Annotated in this window: 12 protein-coding genes; 7 read left to right on the forward strand and 5 right to left on the reverse strand. The window is 71.3% G+C overall.

The window, feature by feature from the left end; translation table 11 throughout:
* Positions 1-288 precede the first annotated feature (288 nt).
* A complete protein-coding gene (locus FRAEUI1C_RS16750; RefSeq protein ID WP_013424498.1) occupies positions 289-1146 on the reverse strand; it encodes a helix-turn-helix transcriptional regulator in 858 nt (285 codons plus the stop codon).
* Positions 1147-1646: 500 nt separating this feature from the next.
* On the opposite strand from FRAEUI1C_RS16750, the gene FRAEUI1C_RS16755 reads away from it, so the two are divergent.
* A complete protein-coding gene (locus FRAEUI1C_RS16755; RefSeq protein ID WP_232425458.1) occupies positions 1647-3956 on the forward strand; it encodes an MMPL family transporter in 2310 nt (769 codons plus the stop codon).
* A gap of 90 nt (positions 3957-4046) precedes the next feature.
* Positions 4047-5309, forward strand: a complete 1263-nt coding sequence (locus tag FRAEUI1C_RS16760) for a cytochrome P450 family protein (protein WP_013424500.1) — start codon at positions 4047-4049, stop codon at positions 5307-5309.
* A gap of 20 nt (positions 5310-5329) precedes the next feature.
* On the opposite strand, the gene FRAEUI1C_RS16765 is transcribed toward FRAEUI1C_RS16760, so the two are convergent.
* Positions 5330-7912 carry an MMPL family transporter gene (locus FRAEUI1C_RS16765; RefSeq protein WP_013424501.1) on the reverse strand — a complete coding sequence of 861 codons (2583 nt, stop codon included), beginning with the start codon at positions 7910-7912 and terminating at the stop codon, positions 5330-5332.
* Between the two features lie 217 nt (positions 7913-8129).
* Positions 8130-8966, reverse strand: a complete 837-nt coding sequence (locus FRAEUI1C_RS16770; protein ID WP_013424502.1) for a LuxR C-terminal-related transcriptional regulator — start codon at positions 8964-8966, stop codon at positions 8130-8132.
* 962 nt (positions 8967-9928) lie between these two features.
* Between FRAEUI1C_RS16770 and FRAEUI1C_RS16775 the strand changes: the two genes are divergently transcribed.
* Both FRAEUI1C_RS16775 and FRAEUI1C_RS16780 read left to right on the forward strand, forming a co-directional pair.
* Entirely contained in the window at positions 9929-11656 is a 1728-nt protein-coding gene (locus FRAEUI1C_RS16775; RefSeq protein ID WP_013424503.1) for a CocE/NonD family hydrolase, read from the forward strand.
* Between the two features lie 80 nt (positions 11657-11736).
* A complete protein-coding gene (locus FRAEUI1C_RS16780) occupies positions 11737-12558 on the forward strand; it encodes a lysophospholipid acyltransferase family protein (protein WP_013424504.1) in 822 nt (273 codons plus the stop codon).
* A 197-nt stretch (positions 12559-12755) separates the two neighbouring features.
* Here FRAEUI1C_RS16780 and FRAEUI1C_RS16785 read toward each other — a convergent pair whose 3' ends face one another.
* Both FRAEUI1C_RS16785 and FRAEUI1C_RS16790 read right to left on the reverse strand, forming a co-directional pair.
* On the reverse strand, positions 12756-14015 hold the full coding sequence (locus tag FRAEUI1C_RS16785; protein ID WP_013424505.1) for a cytochrome P450: 1260 nt from the start codon (positions 14013-14015) through the stop codon (positions 12756-12758).
* 69 nt (positions 14016-14084) lie between these two features.
* Positions 14085-14951, reverse strand: a complete 867-nt coding sequence (locus FRAEUI1C_RS16790; RefSeq protein WP_013424506.1) for an SDR family NAD(P)-dependent oxidoreductase — start codon at positions 14949-14951, stop codon at positions 14085-14087.
* Between the two features lie 523 nt (positions 14952-15474).
* On the opposite strand from FRAEUI1C_RS16790, the gene FRAEUI1C_RS16795 reads away from it, so the two are divergent.
* Genes FRAEUI1C_RS16795 through FRAEUI1C_RS16805 form a run of 3 tightly spaced genes read left to right on the forward strand, consistent with a single transcriptional unit; the run spans position 15475 to position 19207 of the window.
* The gene (locus tag FRAEUI1C_RS16795; protein WP_157734967.1) at positions 15475-16593 is read left to right on the forward strand and encodes a sugar ABC transporter substrate-binding protein; all 1119 of its coding nucleotides are present in this window, start codon (positions 15475-15477) and stop codon (positions 16591-16593) included.
* On the forward strand, positions 16590-18155 hold the full coding sequence (locus tag FRAEUI1C_RS16800) for a sugar ABC transporter ATP-binding protein (RefSeq protein WP_232425459.1): 1566 nt from the start codon (positions 16590-16592) through the stop codon (positions 18153-18155). The genes FRAEUI1C_RS16795 and FRAEUI1C_RS16800 overlap by 4 nt, the downstream gene beginning before the upstream one ends.
* A complete protein-coding gene (locus tag FRAEUI1C_RS16805; RefSeq protein ID WP_013424509.1) occupies positions 18155-19207 on the forward strand; it encodes an ABC transporter permease in 1053 nt (350 codons plus the stop codon). Before FRAEUI1C_RS16800 ends, FRAEUI1C_RS16805 begins: the two co-directional genes overlap by 1 nt.
* Positions 19208-19233: the final 26 nt, after the last annotated feature.

Consider the following 19233-nt stretch of genomic DNA (forward strand, 5'->3'; position numbering starts at 1 on the left):
TTCACCGCGGCCGTGGCGTCCTGCACAGACGGACGCTCAGCCCGATGAGCGTCGCGCCGAAAAAGGCGTCGACCGGTAATCGGAGCCATGTTCCGCAACCTAGGGCGGGCGTGACCCTCCGTGCTAGCCACAAACGGGGGGGATTCCGCCGGCCTCAGCTGGCCGCCGGGCGTCGCCCGCGAGAACGACTGGCCGGCGGCGGCAGCTGATTCTGATCAGGCCCGGGCGGTGGGCGGCCGCTCCGGCGCGGACCGGGTTCGGGTCCCGGGCCGGGTAGCCGGTCGCCGGCTATGGCAGCAGGCCGGCCCGGCGCGCCACGTTGACGGCGGCGGTGCGGTTGTGGACGCCCAACTTCTGCATGATGCTTCGTAGATAGGACTTCACGGTTTCTGGTTTCACCGTGAGATGTTTCGCGGCCTCCGCGTTGGAGTGGCCCTCGGCGATGAACCGGACCACCTCGAGTTCACGTGGCGTCAGGCCGAAGGCGGTTTCGCGGGCGGTGGCCTCACCCATGTATCCATAGCAGGCCTGTAACAGCTGGCGGATGGACGCGACCCGGTCCCGCACCACCGCCTGGTCGCCGGCGTGTTCGGTCAGCCCCTCCAGCTCCGCCTCGATCTGGAGGAGGGTCTCCAGGGCTGGCGCGGGTGGGCGGACGTAAGGGCCGCCGCCGGCGTCCCCTCTGGCCCCGCCACTGTGGTAGGCGAGGAATCTTTCGAACGCGCGCGCCATCTCGACGAAGGTGTCACTGACGGCTGATCCGATCTGATCTCTCGACCGCGTGGCCGCGTACATCACCGCCCAGATCGCGCCGGCCCTGCGGACGGGGACGGCGGCGACAGCCCGGATTCCCTCGTCGGTGCCGGCCCAGTCGCTTCGGCCCGGCTGTCTACGGCTGCTGCGGACATCCGCTATGACGGGCCGGCCGTGCGCCAGGACCTGGCCGCCGACACCCACACCAGGGGGGATGAGCAGCCCGTGCAGCCGGTCGGTGCGGTTCCCCTGCAGGAATCTGATTGTCAGGTGGCCGGATCGCGGGTCCACCAGACCGCCATACGACATATCCGCGCCCAGCTGGGAATGCAGCTCGAGGACTGCGCGGCGAAGCAGGCGGTCGTCGTCGGGTTCAGCGCCTGTCGTCGTCATCTCCGTCCTCTGTCCACGCGGCGACGCCGTGCACTTCGGACGACGGACGCGATAACGGAGGATCGGCCATGTGATGACCCTTCTGACTGGACGCCGTCGGCCGGGCCGACCACGGCGATGTGCACAAAGAGGGAGGTAGTGGTCACAAAGTAGGATGGCCGAGCGGTGAGAACTACCCCCCAACGGGGGTAGTGAGACCTGCGCTCCACGGTGCTCCCCCGAGCGAATCATCTCCGCCGCTCGGGCGGGGGCCGGCAGGTCATACGTCAGGGCCCGGTCGATCGGCCGAGCATCAATCCGGTCGTAATTACCGGACCGGCCGCGGCCGAGAATCCCCGAGCGACGCCATCGGAGAAAGAATCTTTCGAGGACGGTTGTCAGCCTGTTCCTTGAGGCCCGATCACCCCCGAACGGGGTAGTGCGGCCGGGCGTGGACGGGGCCTCCTTGGCTCGAAGCCCACCGTTCGGCTAGTTTGTCGCGAATGCGGCGAAAGACCAGAGTGACCTCCACTGGACGGGTGCTTCTCGCGGCGTTATGCGCCCGGCATCACTGGGTGGTCGTCGGCCAGTGGGCCATCTGCCTGGTGATGCTCGTTGTCCTGGTGCGTGGGCACGGCGCCCGGTTCAACACCGACGTCGCCGTCCCGGGCAGCGACTCGGCGCGTGCGCTCGACCTCGTCAGCCGCGCGCTGGGCGGGACCGAGATACCGGATACCGACACGGTGGTGCTGCACGCCCGGCACGGAACGGTCGACGACCCGCTGGTGCGGGCGCAGATCACCGCGCTGGTGGCGCAGCTCGGCAAGGTGCCGCGGGTCGCCGGCGTCGTCGATCCGTTCAGCCCGGCCGGCGCGGTCGTCCTCGGCGTCGACCCGGTGAGCGCGAACCGGCACACCGCGGTCGCGTCGGTGATCGTGAAGGGCTCGGCGCTGCACCCCGACCGAGCCACGGCGCAGCGACTGGTCTCCACGGCGCGTTCCTACGACGGGCCCAGCCTTCAGGTCGAGGTCGCCGGCCCGGACGCGGCCGCGGTCAACGCCACCGCCATCTCGCCGTGGCCGATCCTCGGCGCGCTCCTGGCGGCTCTGCTGCTGCTCGCGGCCACCCTGCGTTCCCGCGGCGCGGTCGTCGTCTGCGCGGTGACCACCGCGGTGGCCACGGCGACCGCGCTGGCCGTCGTCGCGCTGCTCTCGCACGTGACGACGATGACCCTCTACGCGCCGCTGCTCGCTGCCGTCGTCGCGGCCGGGACCAGCCTGGGCGGCACGGTGGTCGTCGTGCACCGGGCCCAGAGCGGCCTGCGCGAGGGGGCGGCACCCCTGGAGGCGGTGACGCGGGCCGCCGCGCAGACCGGCTTCGCGATCGCGTGTGGCGGCCTGTGCGTCACCCTGGCGATGGACGCGGTGGTGGCCCTGGGACTGCCGTTCTTCAGCGGCGTCGCGCTGGGCTCCGCCGCGGCGGGGACGGCGACCGGGCTGGTGATCCTGACCCTGCTGCCGGCACTGTTGGCGATCTGCGGCCCACGGCTGCTCGGCTGGACGGAACGCCAGCACCTGACCACCAGCGGACGCGGCCTGAGCCATCCGCCCGGGCTGCGGGCGAGGTGGGCCGGCCTGGTGCACCGCCGGCCCCTGGTCGCGGCCTGCGCCGCCGGCCTGCTGCTGGTGGTGCTCGCCGCCCCGGCGGTGACCCTCAAGCTTGGCGGCGCCGACGACGGCGCCGAGTCGACGTCGTCGTCCACCCGGCGCGCCTACGACCTGCTCAGCGCCGACTTCTTTCCCGGGCTGAACGGGCCGATGATCGTCGCCGTCGAACTCGGCCCCGCCGCCACGGCCGTCTCCCCGGACGCGCTCGTCGCCACGCTCGGCCGAACTCCCGGGGTCGAGCGGGCGGCGGTGAACGTGAACAACGCCAAGGCGGGCGTAGCCATGATCCGCGTCTTCCCCGCGGTCGGGCCGCGCTCGCCGGCCGCCACCGCCCTGTTGAGCCGGCTGCGCGAGCAGGTGATCCCGCGGGCGCTGGCCGGGACCGGCTCGCGGGCCTACGTCGGCGGGTCCACCGCCCTGTTCGCCGACATGGCGGCGAGCTTCCAGGGCGCGACGACCGGGTTCCTCGCGATCGTCCTGCTGGCTCTGCTGGGCTGCGCGTACCTGATGCTGAGATCGGCGACACTGGCCGCCGCCCTCGCGCTGGCGAGCGCGCTGTCGATTCTCGCCGCGGCCGGCGTGCTCGCCCTGCTGTTCCAGACCAGCCTGGTCACCCGCGCGCTCGGACTCGCCACAGGGCCGGTCGAACCGTCGCTGCTGGTGATCGTCCTGGTCGCCGTGTTCGGCCTGCTGCCCGGGCTGAACTTCAGCCTGCTCGTCCGGCTGCTGGAGCCCGCCGGCCCGCGGGACTCGAAGGGAAGGGCTCGTGGCCGCCGTGGCGCCACCGGGCCCGTCCGGCTCGGCCACGCGGACGTCGGCCACGTCATGCTCACCATGAACCTGGTGATGCTGTTCCTGTTCGCGGCCGTCGCCGCGCAGCCGGCCCGGATGATGAAGGTGGTTGGCTGCGGCCTCGCCGCCGGCGTCGCCATCGACGCGTTCCTGCTGCGGGCGACGCTGCTGCCCGCCCTCCTGCACCTGCTCGACCGCCGATCGGCGCCCGCCGCCGCGGGAGAACGGGTCGGCACGCCCGACCGGCGCCGGTCGGTGGCGGAGCTCGACTGGACGCAGTCGCTCGTCGGCGGGGCGCCGACCCCGGCGACCGCCGTACACGACGGTGTCGAGCGCGTGACCGTGCCGATCCGAATCTCCCGCACGGAGTAGGCCGCTCCACGGCCACCTGGCCGCGACCTCTACGTCGGCGAACTGATAGCACATGGAACAGTTCGCGGCGGACGAGGTGAGGAGCCGATCGTGGCGAGGATTGGTCTGTCGGAGGGGGAACCCGCCCCGGAGTGGGCGCGGCGTTACCCAGCGCATGCCAGTGGCGCGATCCGGCTCTACGGCGAGGAGTTCCATCGCGACCCAGCCGCGGTCTACTGGCGATTACGGTCGGAGCACGGACCGGTGGCGCCGGTACTCGTCGACGGTGCCGTGCCGGCTTGGCTGGTGCTCGACTACCGGGAGTTCGGCCAGGTTCTCGAGAACCCGGCGCACTACACCCGGGACTCTGCCGCGTGGAACAGCTGGGACCTGATTCCGGCGGACTGGCCGCTGATCCCGATGATCACGAAGCGGAACACCGCCTGGTTCCTCACCGGGGACGAACACCACCGCAGGGTGTCCGTGCTGGCCGACGGGCTCGGATCGGTCGACCCGTTCGAGCTGCGGACCGCCAGCGAACGGGTCGCCGACGCACTGATCGACGCCTTCGCCGACCAGGGCAAGGCCGACCTGATCGCCGAATACGCCGAGTTGCTTCCCCTGCGGGTGACGACCGCTCTGCTCGGCATCCCGCCCGTGGACAGCGCGGCGATCGTGGCCGACCTCGCCGTCGTCGTCAACGGTGGCCCGGACGCCGTCGCGGCGAACCTGCGGCTGCGCGCCGGACTGCAGGCGCAGGTGACCGCCCGGCGCGAACATCCGCGGTTCGACGTGCTCTCGCGGCTGGTCGCCCACCCGGTGCGCCTGGGCGACGGCGAGCTGCTGGAGGAGCTGCAGACCGTCTTCGCCATCGTGCACCAGGCCACCTCCGCCTGGATCGGCAACACGCTGCGCCTGATGCTCGGTGATGCGCGGTTCGCGACGACGATCCTCGGTGGGCGGCGCAGCGTCGGCGAGGCCATGGCCGAGGTGCTCTGGGAGGACCCGCCCGGGGCGACCCTCACCGGCCGGTGGACGGTGGGGCGGCGGATGCTCGGGCAGTACTTCCTCGAAGCGGGGGATCTCCTGCTGTTGAGCATCGCGGCGGCCAACACCGACCCGAAGATCCGCCCGGGCAGGGAGATCATCCATCGCAACCAGGCACACCTGGCGTACGGCTACGGCGAGCATCGGTGCCCGCTGGCAGGTCAGGAGATCGGCGAGGCCATCGCGGAGACCGCGGTCCAGGTTCTGCTCGACCGCCTTCCCGACGTCGAGCTCGCGCTACCGATCGAGCAGCTCCTCTGGCGTCCGTCGCTGTGGCTGCGCAGCCTGATGGACCTCCCGGTCGTGTTCACGCCGGCGGGCCCGTGAGCGCTCGTGGCCGGCCGCGCTCACTGCCACCGGCCGACCTCCGACGCCGCACCCGTTTCGTGCTCGCGATCGGCGTAGGGGAGCGTGCCGTCGTCGAGGCGGGTGGCCGGATGGCAGGAGTCGTCCGCTCGCCCCAGAAGGCGCAGGTACCGCCGCTGGCCGTGCCGGATCGGGACCGTCGTCCTTGACTCGACGACGGGCCACCCGCCGCTGGCCTGGCCGGGCGGCACCGCCCAGAGGCTCGGGGCTCGCACGGACCTGGGCCGTGGCCGCGCGACGACGGCCCGCGGCGGCTGAGCGTCGATCACGGCGGGTGCCTGCCCCGAGTCCTCCCGTGCCCCGAAGCGCGCGTGCAGCCGTCGAAGCGGCGCCGGTGCCCACCAGTTGAGACCGCCGGCCAGCGCCATGATCGCCGGCACGAGGAGCGCGCGCACGATGGTGATGTCCAGGAACACGGCCAGGGCCATCCCGACGCCGACCATCGTGACGATGCTGATCTGGGACGTCGCCACCCCGACCATGACGACGATGACGGCGAGCCCCGCATAGCTCAGGAGCGGCCCGGTGGCGCCGAGGCCGCGGGCGACGGCCGCGCGGTTGTCGCCGCCGCGCAGGTACTCCTCCCGGATGCGGGCCAGGAGGAAGACCTCGTAGTCCATGCTGAGCCCGAACGCGATGCAGAAGATGAGGACCGGGGTGGTCAGCTCGATCGTGCCGGAGACCTCGAAGTCGCCGAACAGCCAGCGCAGGTGCCCGTCCTGGAAGATCAGGACCATCGTGCCCAGCACCGCTGCCATGTTGAGGGCGTTCAGCGCGAGCGCCTTCAGCGGCAGCAGCACGCTCCCGGTGAACAGGAACAGCAGAACGAACGTGGCGGCCACGACCACGGCGACGGCGCCCGGCAGGCTGTGCACGACGGCGTCCCTGGACTCGAGCAGATGGGGTGCCAGCCCGCCGACGTCGACGGAGTAGGGGGCGGGCAACGCCCAGACGCGCCGGACCATGTCGCGGGCCGAGTCCGACACGGGTTCGGGGTCCGAGGGCCACAGCGACAGCCAGGCCCCGCCGTGCGAGCCGAGGAAGGCGCCGCCGTCGGGGGGCGCCGGGGCGATCTGGCTCCCGGCGGCGTAGCTGCCCGACGCGGTGTCGACCCGGGCCACGCCCGGCACGGTCGACAGCGCCCGGGCGTACGCGGCGAGCCGGTCCGCGACCGGCTTCTCCCGCGCGTCGACGCCCGGGACGACGACCGGTATCTGGCACGGAAGGCAGACCGGGTAGTCGGTGCGCAGCGCGTCGGCGACCTCGTGGGACTCCGCGGTCGCCGGGAGAATCGTGTCGTCGGCGAGTGCGACCTTCAGCTGAAGCGTCGGCGCCGCCAGCAGCAGCATGAATCCGATCGCGGCACACGCCACGAGAACCGGCCGGGCCATCACCTTCTCGGCGAGCGCGGACCAGCGCGCGCCGGCGGTGCCACCCGCGGGCCCGACGCCGAACCGGGGGCGGTGCGCGCCCCCCTGCTCGCCGGTGGCCCAGCCGCCGCCACCGGGGGAGCGGCGCCGTCCGCGGTCGAGGCGGCGCCCGAGCAGCATGATGGCCGCGGGCAGCAACAGCAGTGCCGCGAGCTCGGACGCCAGGACGACGCCGACGCCGGCGTACGCATAGGAACGCAGGTAGGGCAGCGGAAGCAGGAGCGCGCCGGTCAGCGACAACGCGACCGTGAGGCCGGAGAACAGCACGGTGCGACCAGCGGTACGCAGGCTCGTCCGCAGCGCGGCGGCGTCAGGCTGACCGCGGTCGCGCTCCTCCCGGAACCGTCTGAGGATGAACAGGCTGTAGTCGACCGCGAGCGCGAAGCCGAGCGCCGTGATCAGATTGACCGAGAACACCGAGATGTAGGTCAGCCTGGCCATCAGGCGCAGCAGCGCCAGGCTCGCGATGACGGTGCTGCCACCCACCAGAACGGGCAGCATCGCCGGGACGACTCCGCCGAAGGCGGCCAGCAGCACGAGGAAGACCAGCGGCGCGGTCACCAGCTCCGCCCGTTGCAGGTCGCGGCGGCTGTGCTCGGTCACATCGCGCAGCACGGCCGGGGCCCCGCCGAACCGGACCTGAACGCCGGGCCCCGTGTAGGCGTACTTGTCGTGGAGCTGGGACAGGCGGCGCTGGATCTCGTCCTCGCTGCCGCCGAGGCGGAACAGGATCAGGCCGGAGTCGCCGTCCTTGGCCCGCAGCAGCGGTTGCGCGCCGTTGGTCGTCCAGTACGAGACGAGTCCGGCGACGCCCGGCTCGTGGGCCAGCTGTTCGGACAGCTCCCGGCCCAGACCGGCGGGCGTCGCCTCGTCGATCGAGGACCTCGCGACGATCTCGACGGCGATGTTCGGCGGCGCGCCGGGGAAGTCGTCGTCCAGCAGCCGCTCGGCCCGCGCCGCCGAGCTGTTCGGCGCGTAGAGGCCACCCGTCCCCAGGCCGCCGAAGACGCCGGCGGCCCAGGGCAGGGCGAGCGCGCCCAGCAGTGCCGCGACACCCAGCACGCGCCGCCCGCGGGTGATCGCCAGGTCGGCCAGCAGGTCGAACACCGACGGGCGCGGCGGGGGCAGCGGCACACGCGACTGGTCGGTGGCGGGGCCCCGCCGAGGCCGGAGATCGGCGCCTGTCGTGCGTACTCGTGGCGGGGCAGACCTGCGCGAGGTTGCCAGGGGTAACTCCGGCATCAGCCCAAACTAGGGACGCCAATCCCCGCTCGGTACCCCCGATTGAGGGACTTTTACTATTTGCCAGCTATGGGCTGAATTCCCCCTTTATCGGCGGCCGTCCGCGAGGTCACTGGAGCAGGCCGGACCGGCGGGCCACGGTGACGGCCGCGGTCCGGTTGCTGACTCCGAGCTTGCTGCGAATGCTGCGCAGGTAGGCCTTGACCGTCTCCGGGCTGACGACGAGCCGCTGCGCGGCCTCCGCGTTGGACAGGCCTTCGGCCACCAGTCCCAGTACCTCCAGTTCGCGCTGCGTGAGGGCGTACCCCGCCTCCTGAGCCGGCACGGCCTCGAGCACGCTGCTCTCGATCAGGTCGCGGATGGCGGCGATCCGAGCCTTGGCCGCCGGCGAGGCCATCTCCAGGGACAGCGCCACCAGCTCGCTGTCGATCCGCATGAGCGCCCCTTCGTCGACCTGCCACCGCCGCGGCGCGTCGATCTTGTGTGCCCGCGCGGCCTGGGCCACGAAGGACTCCAGCTGCCGGACGAACGACAGCGCGGACCTCGTCGTCGAGGTGCCGATCGGCTTGTCGGACCGCCCTGCCAGGTACAGGACATACAGCACACGGCCGTCCAGCCGCAGCGGCATGGCGAGCACGGAGCGGACGTGCTCCTGGCAGCTGGCCCGCCGCCGGGCGCGGGAACCCCCGACCGGCGCGCCGCCATAGTCAGCCAGCACGTACCGGCCAAGCGTGACGGCCCGGCCGCCGGTGCCCCGCCCGGCTGGCACGGTCATGCCCAGGCAGGCGTCGGTCCGCGCGCCGTCGACGCTGCGGATGGTCAGCGTCTTGGTCCGCGGATGCACCTGGCCGGCAAGGGTGAGATCGGCGCCGGTACGGTCGCGCAGCCGGGACGCGACCTTGGTGAGAAACTCGTCGGCGACATTGTCGGCGCATGGTTCTGGCATGATTCGTCCTCCTCGACGATCCCGCTGCAGCGGTACACGGGATATCGGCGGCCTGAGCGCTGGATCCGAGCGGAACGAGACACACGTTCCGCCAGGCACCGCCGGCCTGTGGCTTCGCCTCCGCGCGGACGGTCGCCAGAACCCGCCCACGCGCACATACCTGGTCTCGCGGAAACCGAATGGAAGGTGGCCCGCACGGCCGTCCCCAGTGGCCAAGCGGGCGGTCGCCGACGTTTTGTCGACGGCGTCCGCGAGATTGTCAGCAACATTTTTCAGTTGTTCGAGCGGACGGCTGCTCCATGCGCCGACCACGCTCCAACGGTGCGCCCGAAGCCGGCCGTCCGAAGTTGTGCGACCAGGTCATTTCCGACTGAACCTGATCAACGCCTCCCAGGGGTCAGGGTACGGCCACGGTCGGCTCCAGGGCAACCGAAACCCCCGAAAGGGTGAACTTCATCGATGCTTCACCGCAAGCGCCCGCGTATTAGCCCCGACCGGGCCGTCGACGTTCCCGCCCACGGCGCCCAGGCCGCTCCGGGAAGTGGGCGGGGTAAAATAACAGTTGGTACGCAGAGCACTCTCGCCCCGGCAGGCTCCCGCTGGTGTTCGGCTGGCGCCCCGGGCTCGTACTGTTCACCCGACGACAGGGCCGTGGAGCTCGTCGCGCGATCTGGGCCTCCTCGGGCCGCGCGCGCCACGTCGATCCTGGACGGTGAATGGGCCGGACAGATCTTCGTCCGGGCTGGCGCGAGATCTGGTGGCGCCGTGCCGCGCGCTGGCACCGGCGCTACCCGCTGCCGGGCCGTGCCCGCGGTCCGCGCGGTGCCGAGGCCGCCCGATGATCGCCAGCGACGCCGCCGCGAACGGGCTGTCTGCCCCGATTTGCTCGATTTGGCCCTAATCCGGGGGTAATGCGGGTATACGGCCATGTCTTAGCTTCGCGAGTCATGTTGTCTCACCCGATGTCTGGGAAAGAGGGCTCGGCCGGCCGCTGGCGGACGGCGCTCGTCCTGCTCGCCGCGACGGCGGCGGTCGCGGCCTGTGGCCCCACCGCCGGCGCGCAGCCCGGCGATGACGCCGCCTCCGGCCAGACCGCGCCGGCCGCCGAACCGTCGCCGGTCGTGAACCCGGCCGCCGGCCCAGCCGGAGCCGGCTCGCCGCAGGCCACCACACCGACCCCCGCGACCCCCAGCGGTACGCCCGCCCCACTGAAGATCACCGCCCGGGACGGTACGGCGCTGACCGGCAACGTCGTCACGCCGCCGGGGTCCGGTGCTCATCCGCTCGCGGTGATCCCCGCCGCCTGGGGATTTCAGGACACGACGTTCGAGTCCGAGGCCGAGGCGTTGTCCAAGCGCGGTTACGTCGTGGTCACCTACAACACCCGGGGATTCTTCGGCTCGGGCGGGACCGTCGACGTGGCGGGCCCCCTTGACGTCTCGGACGTCTCCGACGTCATCACCTGGGCGCTCGGGCACACCCCGGCGGACCCGGGGCGCATCGGCGTCGCCGGCCTGTCCTACGGCGCGGGCATCGCGCTTCTCGCCTCCGCCGCCGATCCGAGGATCAAGGCCGTCGGCTCCCTGAGCGGATGGACGGACTTCGGGTACTCCCTCTATGCCGCGAACACCCGCCACAAGGCAGCGGTGAACCTCCTGACCACGACCCAGCAGCTCACCGGCGGCCGCAGCGGCACGGAGTTCACCACCTTCCTCGACGACTACTCCGCCTTCCGGAACATGCCGGCCGTGCTCGCCTGGGCGAGGATCCGCGGCGCGGGCACCTACCTCGACGCGGTCAACGAGCACCACCCCGCGATCTTCATGGCGGCCGCGTACGGCGACAACTACTTCTCGCCCAACCCGCAGATCGACTTCTTCACCGCGCTGACCGGGCCGAAGACACTGCGGCTCGCCCCCGGCGACCACGGCACCAACGAGATCGGCGGCGTCCTCGGGCTGCCGAACTCGGTCTGGTCCGCGGCCTGGGACTGGTTCGACCGCTACCTGCGTCCCGGCTCGCCCGCGGCGACAGCCGCCGCGCCGGCACCGGTCCAGCTCACGACCGACGACGGAGCCGTCGAGACCTATCCGAACTGGGCCGCCGTGACCCGGTCGACGAGCACGCTGCGCCTCGGCCCCGCCTTCCTGGGAACCGGCGAGCTGTCGCCCACGGCCGCCACCGGAGCCTGGTCGACCACGATCAGGTCCGGCACGGACACCACCGCGAACGCCGGAACGATCCTGGTCACCAAGGCCCTTCAGGGAATCACCCATCTGCCACCGGCCCTGCGACTCGACACCGTCGACCGGCGTGACGGCGCGGTCTGGCAGTCCGCCCCGAACTTCTGGCCGCAGCGCCTACGCGGCATTCCTGCTTTGCGGCTCAACGTCACCCCGAACCTCGCCACGGGGACCGTGGTCGGCTATCTCTACGACACCGGTCCTACCGGCAGTTCGACGCTGATCAGCAAGGCTGTCTACACCTATCTCGACGCCAAGCCCGGCACCGCGCTGGCCGCGACGCTCACCTTCGATCCGGTCGCGCGTGACGTGGCGATCGGGCACCGCCTGTCGCTGGTCATCGACACCAAGGACGACCTCTACTACGACCTGGACGGCGCCGGCGGGACCGTCGCGTTCGGGTCACCGGACGGCGAGCCGTCCCAGCTGACCGTGCCACTGGGCTGAGCCCGCGCGCTCGGCGGCGCCACGCGAACGGGGTTCCACGAATCGTCCTGGAGGGGGATCCGAGATGAGGAGACAACAGAATGCCAACCGACCAGCCGACCGACAGGATGGAAGACAGCGCGCGCGAAGTTCGGCCTAGTGGCACGGCGGACCGACTGCCCTTAGCGTCGACCGAAGATCCCGGCCTGTCCCGCGACGGGCTCCGTTACCGGATCTTCTATCGGCTCCTGAGAATCCTGATCGGCCCTGTTCTGAGGTTCCTGGGCAGGCCGCGGGTCTACGGCCTGCACAACATACCCCCGCAGGGTGGAGCGATCCTGGCCAGCAATCATCTGTCCTTCCTGGATTCGCCTTTCCTGGCTCTCGTGCTGCGGCGTCGCGTCACCTTTCTCGCCAAGAGCGAGTACTTCACGACACCTGGCCTCCGAGGCAGCGTCAAACGAGCCTTCTTCACCGCCTCCGGTCAGATCTCGATCGACCGCAACAACGAGAGGCGTGCGTCCGAAGGCATCCGGCAGGCGATCGGCCTGCTCCGGCAGGGTGAGCTGGTCGGGATCTACCCCGAGGGCACCCGCTCGCCCGACGGACGGCTCTACCGCGGCAAGACCGGTGTCGCCCGCGTCGCCGCGACGGCCCCGGCACCGGTGATACCCGTCGCGATGATCGACACGTCCCACGTGCTGCCGCCCGGCCGGCGGCTGCCACGCCGCGGGCGTGTCGAGGTCCGCATCGGGCCGCCGCTCGACCTGGGCACCCGCGGCGGCGACCCGATGGACATGCGCGAGTACCGAGCCCGCACCGACGAGATCATGAAGGCGATCGGAGCGCTCTCGGACCAGATCTACGTCGACCTCTACGCCCAGCAGGTCAAGGCGAAACTCGGCCTCGCCAAGAGGCGATAGTCGCGCCTCCAGTCAGGGACGGCACCGCCCCACCACCTGGCCCCGCCGGCGTGAACCGGTCGTGCCACGGGTTGGGTGGTGAAGGTGCCGCCCCTGCTGGAGGCTGACCCGGCGAGGCCTGCGTTTGCGACGTTTCCGCCCGCGCGAACGTCGCGCCGGAGACTGGTACGTCTCCGGCGCGACGTCGGCAGCGAGGTTCAGGACGTGGTGGCCGCGAGAGCTGGCTCGGGAGTGAAGAGGATCGGCAGCTGGACGACGCCGCGAACCTGGCTGCCGTGCGAGACAACCGGTCGGTCAGGGTCGAGGCGGTAGTCCGGAATCCGGCGCAGAAGCTCCTCCAGCGCGACCTGGAGCTCGATGCGAGCAAGGTGCGACCCGAGGCAGCGATGGACCCCCACGCCGAAGGAAAGATGCCGGTTGGGCGACCGGTCGATGCGCACCTCGACGGGCTCGTCGAACTCGTGTTCGTCCCGGTTGGCCGCGGCGAGCAGGACGAGCACCTGGTCACCGGCCTTGAGCTCCACGTCGGAGAGCGAGGTGTCACGGGTCACCCGCCGGCCCATCGCCACGGCGGCCTCGATCCGCAGCAGCTCCTCGACGGCTCCCTTGAGGAGACTCGGGTCGTCGAGGAGGCGCTGTCGCTGGTCGGGGTTGGCGGCCAGGTGCACGAGGCTCCAGGCCAGCGAGCCCTGGACGGTGTGCAGCCCGGCGACGAGCAGAAGGAAGAACATGTTGCACAGCTCGGCGTCGGTGAGCTGCCTGGGCCCGTCGGCGAAGGGCACGGGCGTCTCGATGATCGCGGCCGTGACGTCGCTGTCGGGACTGCTGCCACCCCGTCTGGTCGCGACGACGTTGGCGAAGTAGCCGAAGAGCTGCTGTTGCGCCTGCAGTCTGGCCGCGTTCGACTCCTCCTCGGTTCCGCCGGGCACGCCGAGCAGGATGGCGTCGGTGGCCGTGGTGAACATCGGGGCGTCATCGAGCGGCCAGCCCATCAGCGCGAGGAACACGCGGGTCGGCAGTTCGTGGGCGAACTGGGCGACGAACTCGGCTCCGCCACTGGAGGCGAAGCCGTCGATCAGGTCACCGGCGATCGTGCGGATCTGGTCCTCGAGTGCGCGCATCCGGGTCGGGGCGAACAGCGGCTGGAGCGCGTGCCGGAACGCCGTGTGGTCCGGCGGATCGATCTCGAGCGGGATCATCGGGACACCCGCGTCCCGGAGCACCAGGTTGTTGGGCCAGCTGGAGAAGGTCTCGTGGTCGCGCAGCACGCTGTGCGCCTCGGCGTAACCGGTGACGACCCAGTGCCCGCCGTACGCGCTGGACCAGACCACGGGTCCGCGCGCCGCGAGGCCGGCCATCGTCTCCTGCATGACGTCGACCGGGGCGGCCAGCGCCGGGTCGTAGATGTCGAAGTCCACCCGCAGTCTGTCCGGGACCGCGGCGGGAATTGTCGTCATGTCAGCGTCGCTCCTGTCCTTGCCTGCTACGACGAGGTGAGGGTGAGGTGTGCGCGGAACGCGCCCTCGTCAGACCGACGACTCGGGCAGGTCCTCCGGGAACTGCATGGCGACGCGCGAGAGGGTGCCGCCGTCGGTGGCCGGCAGGATCACGCCGGAGACGTAGGCGGACTCGTCGGAGACCAGGAACAACGCGGCGTGGGCGTTGTCGAGCAGGGACGGCGGCCGGTTGAGCTTCAGCGGGATCGGCGAGACCTTCGGGTCCCACGGGCCCGCGACCTCCTCGTAGGACTGGCCGACGACGGGTGTGCCCTGCTCCATGAGGAAGTTCGGTGACATGCCGTGGGTGGGAGCGAGGGCGTTGACCCGGATCCCGAACTTGCCGAGGTCGAGCGACAGGCCGCGCACGAGACCGTTGACGCCGGCCTTCGTCGCCATGTACGGGGAAATGCTGTGGTAGGCCGCCAGCGACGCCGCCGAGGACGTCATGAGGATGACGCCGCCGCCGTTCGCGCGCATCGGCCCCACCGCGTGCTTGGCGCACAGGAACGGCCCGACGAGGTTGACGCCGACGACCTTGTGGAAGTCCTCCAGCGGGAAGTCCTGGAAGGCGAGCTGTTCGCCGCCCAGGACGGACGGGACGCCACCGCGCGAGACGATGCCCGCGTTCGCCCACATGATGTCGAGCTTGCCGAACTCGCTCAGCGCGGTTTCCACCGTGCGCGCGACGTCGTCCTCCTGGGTGGTGTCCGCCTGCACCGCCACGGCGACGCCGCCGTCACCCGTCACTAACTTGACGGTCTCCTCGGCACGGTCGCCGAGGATGTCCATGACGACGACCTTGGCGCCCTCGGCGGCGAACAGGCGCGACGCCTGCCGGCCCAGGCCTGATCCCGCCCCGGTGATGACAGCGACCTTGTCCCGCAGCCTAGGCATGGCGGAGTCCTTCCAGGAAGAAGAAACGCGGGGGTAAGTCAGCCCGCGGTGCGATGTTGATGGGCCCGCCCGACACGCCGGCGCGACCGACGCCGACAACCTAAAGGATTTAGTCCACCTGGTCAACCGGTGTCGAACGCGCTGTCGACGCGTTGGCCCGGCGTCGTGAGGTGGGCGTACGCGGCCTGCCTGGGCCGGGCCCGAGGTCGAGTGAGTGACCTCGGGCGACGGCCTATCTCGGGTCGTAGCGGCCACGTCTCGATCTTCGCCGCGAGGTGGGTGCTCATGGTGTTGACAGCGATCGGGAGTCCTGTAGGCTCGCCAGCCTAAATACTTTAGGTTCGACCGCCGGTCAATCTGTTGAGCCATCGTCTCCACGCACCGGCGCCCGTGCCCCCGACGTGTTCCCTGCAGCCTTTCGGCCATCCGCCGCACCTATACCCGGAGAACACAGATGAGTGAACCGCGCACCAGGCATGACCGGCTACGCCGACCGCGGGCCGGATTACGATCGGCCTTTGCCGTGGGGGCCCTGGCCGGGCTTCTGCTGGCGACGGCCGCGTGCGGGAGCTCCGGCTCCAGCGGGGGTACGCAACCGGCCGCAGGCTCGTCGGCCCCGGCGCCGGCCGCCGTCGCGAGCGCCCAGGCGGTGGTCGACCAGCTGCTGAAGCCACCGACGTCGCTCGGCGTGACCGACCGCCTCACGAAGGCGCCCACCGGCGGCACCTTCGTCTACCTGTCCTGCGAGCTGGCGCTGTGCCAGATCCTCAACAAGAACATGAGCGAGGCGGCGAGTGCGGCGGGCCTGGGCTTCAAGTCCATACCGATCAAGTCGGCCGACCCGGCGACGCTGATCGCCGGAATGCAGCAGGCCCTCACGCTGAGCCCGCCACCGGTCGGTGTCTCGTTCGCCGGCCTTCCCGAGGCGGTCTGGGGCAGCCAGGTCGCCGCCTTCGCCGCCGCGGGCGTGCCGCTCATCCCGGTTGGGGCCGGAGAGACCAGCAAGAGCCCCGCGGTTCCGGCGGGCAGCCTCAACGGGCCCGCCGACATCACCGCCCAGGCGAAGGCCATCGCGAGCTATTTCGTCGCGAACTCCGGCGGCCGTGGCAAGGCACTGGTCCTCAACGTCCCGGACATCGGAGCGTTCAAGCAGTTCACCGGGGACTTCTCCAGCCAGGTCGCGTCCGCCTGCCCGGGCTGCTCGGTCAAACAGGTGGACATCACCCTGGCCCAGACGGCAAGCAACGGGGTAGTGCCGGCCGTCGTCTCGGCGCTGCAACGTGACCCGTCGATCGACTATGTCGTGACCGTCGAAGGTGAATGGACCGCGGGGCTCGTCCCGGCCGCGAAGGCCGCTGGACGCTCGGGCATCCACATCATCGGCATCAATCCCACCAGCGTCGACCAGCAGGCGATTCTCGCCGGCACGGAGACGGCGTTCGTCAACATTCCCCTGAAGATCACGTCCTGGAAGGCCGTCGACGTCGCGCTTCGCTACGCGCAGAAGATGCCGATCGCGGACGGCGACGGGGCGACGCCCTACCTGCTGCTGACCAAGGCGACGGTCACGAAGCCCGAGGACTCGGTCGACGCGCCCAGCGACTACGTGGCCCAGTTCAGGAAGCTGTGGGGCCTCGGTTGAGCACCAGTACCTCCGACGCGGCGGCCCGGGAGATCCCGGGCCGCCGTGCTCCGGTGCTGGAGGTGTCGGACCTGCGGATGACCTTCGGGCCGACCGTGGCGCTCGACGGCGTGGCGTTGACCGTCGAACGCGGCCAGGTGCACGCGCTGCTCGGCGAGAACGGCTCGGGAAAGTCGACGCTGATCAAGATTCTGGCCGGCTACCACCGGCCCGACCCCGGCGGCCGGGTCCTCGTCGCCGGTCGACCGCTGCCGTTCGGCAACCCGACGGTCGCCGATTCCCACGGGTGCCGGTTCGTCCACCAGGACCTCGGTCTGGTGGACAGCCTGTCCGTCGTCGAGAACCTCTTCCTCACGTCTGGCTTCCCCTCGCGGTGGGGGACCATCCGCTGGCCGCGACTGCTGCGCGCGGCCAGGGAGGATCTGGCCCGCGTCGGGCTCGACCTGGACCCGCGCCGGCCCGTCGCGGGCCTGAGCCCGGCGGTCCGGACCGGCCTGGCGGTCGCTCGCGCGCTGCGCCCGGGCGCCGCCGAGGTGGCACTGCTGGTGCTGGACGAGCCGACGGCGACGCTCCCCGACGACGAGGTGCGCCAGCTGCTGGACATCGTCCGCGCGGTGGCCGCCGCCGGCACCGGGGTCCTCTACGTCACCCACCACCTCGACGAGGTGTTCGACGTGGCCGACGTGGCCACCGTCCTGCGCGACGGGCGGGTCGTCGCGACGACGCCGGTGCCCGACCTGACCCGAGGCCGCCTGGTGAACCAGTTGCTGGGCAGCGAGCTCGACGAGGCGCACGCCTCGTCGCAGGCGCTGCCCGCGCCGAGGGCGCGCGCTGTCCTGAAGGTCCGCGACGTCGCGGCCGGGCCGCTTCGATCGCTGTCCGTCCAGGTCCGGGCCGGCGAGCTGGTGGGCATCGCCGGTCTCACCGGGTCTGGCCGGGAGAGCGTCCTCGCCGCGGTCTTCGGGATGCTGCGTGCCGAGCGCGGCGAGGTGATGGTCAACGACGTGTCCCTGCGGCCGGGAGATCCGCGTCGCGCCATCGACGCGGGCGTCGCGTATCTGCCGGCGAACCGCAAGACGCACGGCGGGATCATGAACCTCACGGGGGCCGCGAACCTCACGCTTCCTGACCTGGGGCCGCTGTGGCGCCCGCCGTTGCTGCGGCTGGGCGAGGAGCGGACGGTGGCCCGCACCTGGTTCGCGAAGCTGGATGTGCGGCCGGCGGCGGCGGTCCACCTCCCGTTGGCCGCCCTCAGCGGGGGCAACCAGCAGAAGGTGCTGCTGGCCAAGTGGCTGCGGTGCCGCCCGCGCGTCCTTCTTCTCGACGAGCCGACGCAGGGCGTCGACATCGGCGCGAAGGCGCAGATCCACCAGCAGATCGTGGCCGCCGCCGACGGCGGAGCCGCCGTGGTCGTGAGCTCGGCCGACGTCGACGAACTGGTGGCGTTGTGCCACCGGGTCGTCGTCCTGCGGGGCGGTCACGCGGTGGCGGAGCTTTCCGGCGAGGCCCTGTCGGTTCCCGCGGTCAACAGGGCGGCGCTCGCCGCCGAAAGGACGACCTGATGAGTTCCCGCCGACTCCCCGGCCTCGGCCTCGACAGGTTCAGCGGGCTGTACCTGTGGGCGCTGTTCATCGCGGTCTTCGCGGTCTGGGTCCCACGGCTGTTCCTGACGGCCGGGACGTTGCACGCGGTGGCCGCTCAGCAGGCCATCGCCGCGATCGTCGCGATCGCCGTCCTCGTGCCGCTCGCCGGCGGCGCCTACGACCTCTCCGTCGGGGCGACCGTCAACTTCTCGACCATCATGGTCACCGTTCTGCAGAGCAACCATGGCTGGCCGATGTGGCCCGCGATCGGCGCGACCATCGCGCTCTGTGCCCTGATCGGTGCCATCAACGGTTTCCTCGTCGTGGTGTGCCGGGTCAACTCGTTCATCGCGACCCTGGGCAGCGCGTCCGTCATCGGCGCCTTCCAGGCCATCACGGCCGGACAGGCCCAGCCACTGCCGCCGAGCTCCACGGCCTGGAGCTCCCTGACCCAGCACGAGGTCCTGGGCTTCCAGGTCATCGTCTTCTACATGCTGGCCATCGCCGTCGTGGCCTGGTGGGGCCTCGCGCGCACCCCCGCCGGCCGCTACCTCTACGCCGTCGGAGGCAACGCGGAGGCCGCCCGGCTCTCCGGCGTCCGCACCGGCCGGTGGACCTGGCTGGCGCTGATCGCGTCGGCCACCCTCTGTGGCGTGGCCGGGGTCTTCTACGCCTCCCTGTCGGGACCGTCGCTCACGTTCGGCGGCGCGCTGCTGCTCCCGGCCTTCGCCGCCGTCTTCCTGGGCTCCACCCAGCTGACCCCGGGCCACGTGAACGTGTGGGGGACGCTGATCGCGCTGTACGCGCTGGCGACCGGAATCAAGGGGCTTCAGCTCGTCACCGGCGTCCAGTGGCTTCCCGACATGTTCAACGGACTCGCGTTGCTGATCGCCGTTTCCTTCGCGGTCTGGCGCCAGCAGGGCCGCGGCCGCGACCGGCCGCGCCCGGTGGACGGCGCCACAGCGGGGGAGGCCACGACGACCGAGCCTCCCGCGGTGGTGACGCCGCAAGAACTCCCGGTGAACCAGTAACGCTGCGCCGCCCGAAGATTGTCTTC

It is taken from the genome of Pseudofrankia inefficax (genome assembly GCF_000166135.1).
Classification (GTDB): domain Bacteria; phylum Actinomycetota; class Actinomycetes; order Frankiales; family Frankiaceae; genus Pseudofrankia; species Pseudofrankia inefficax.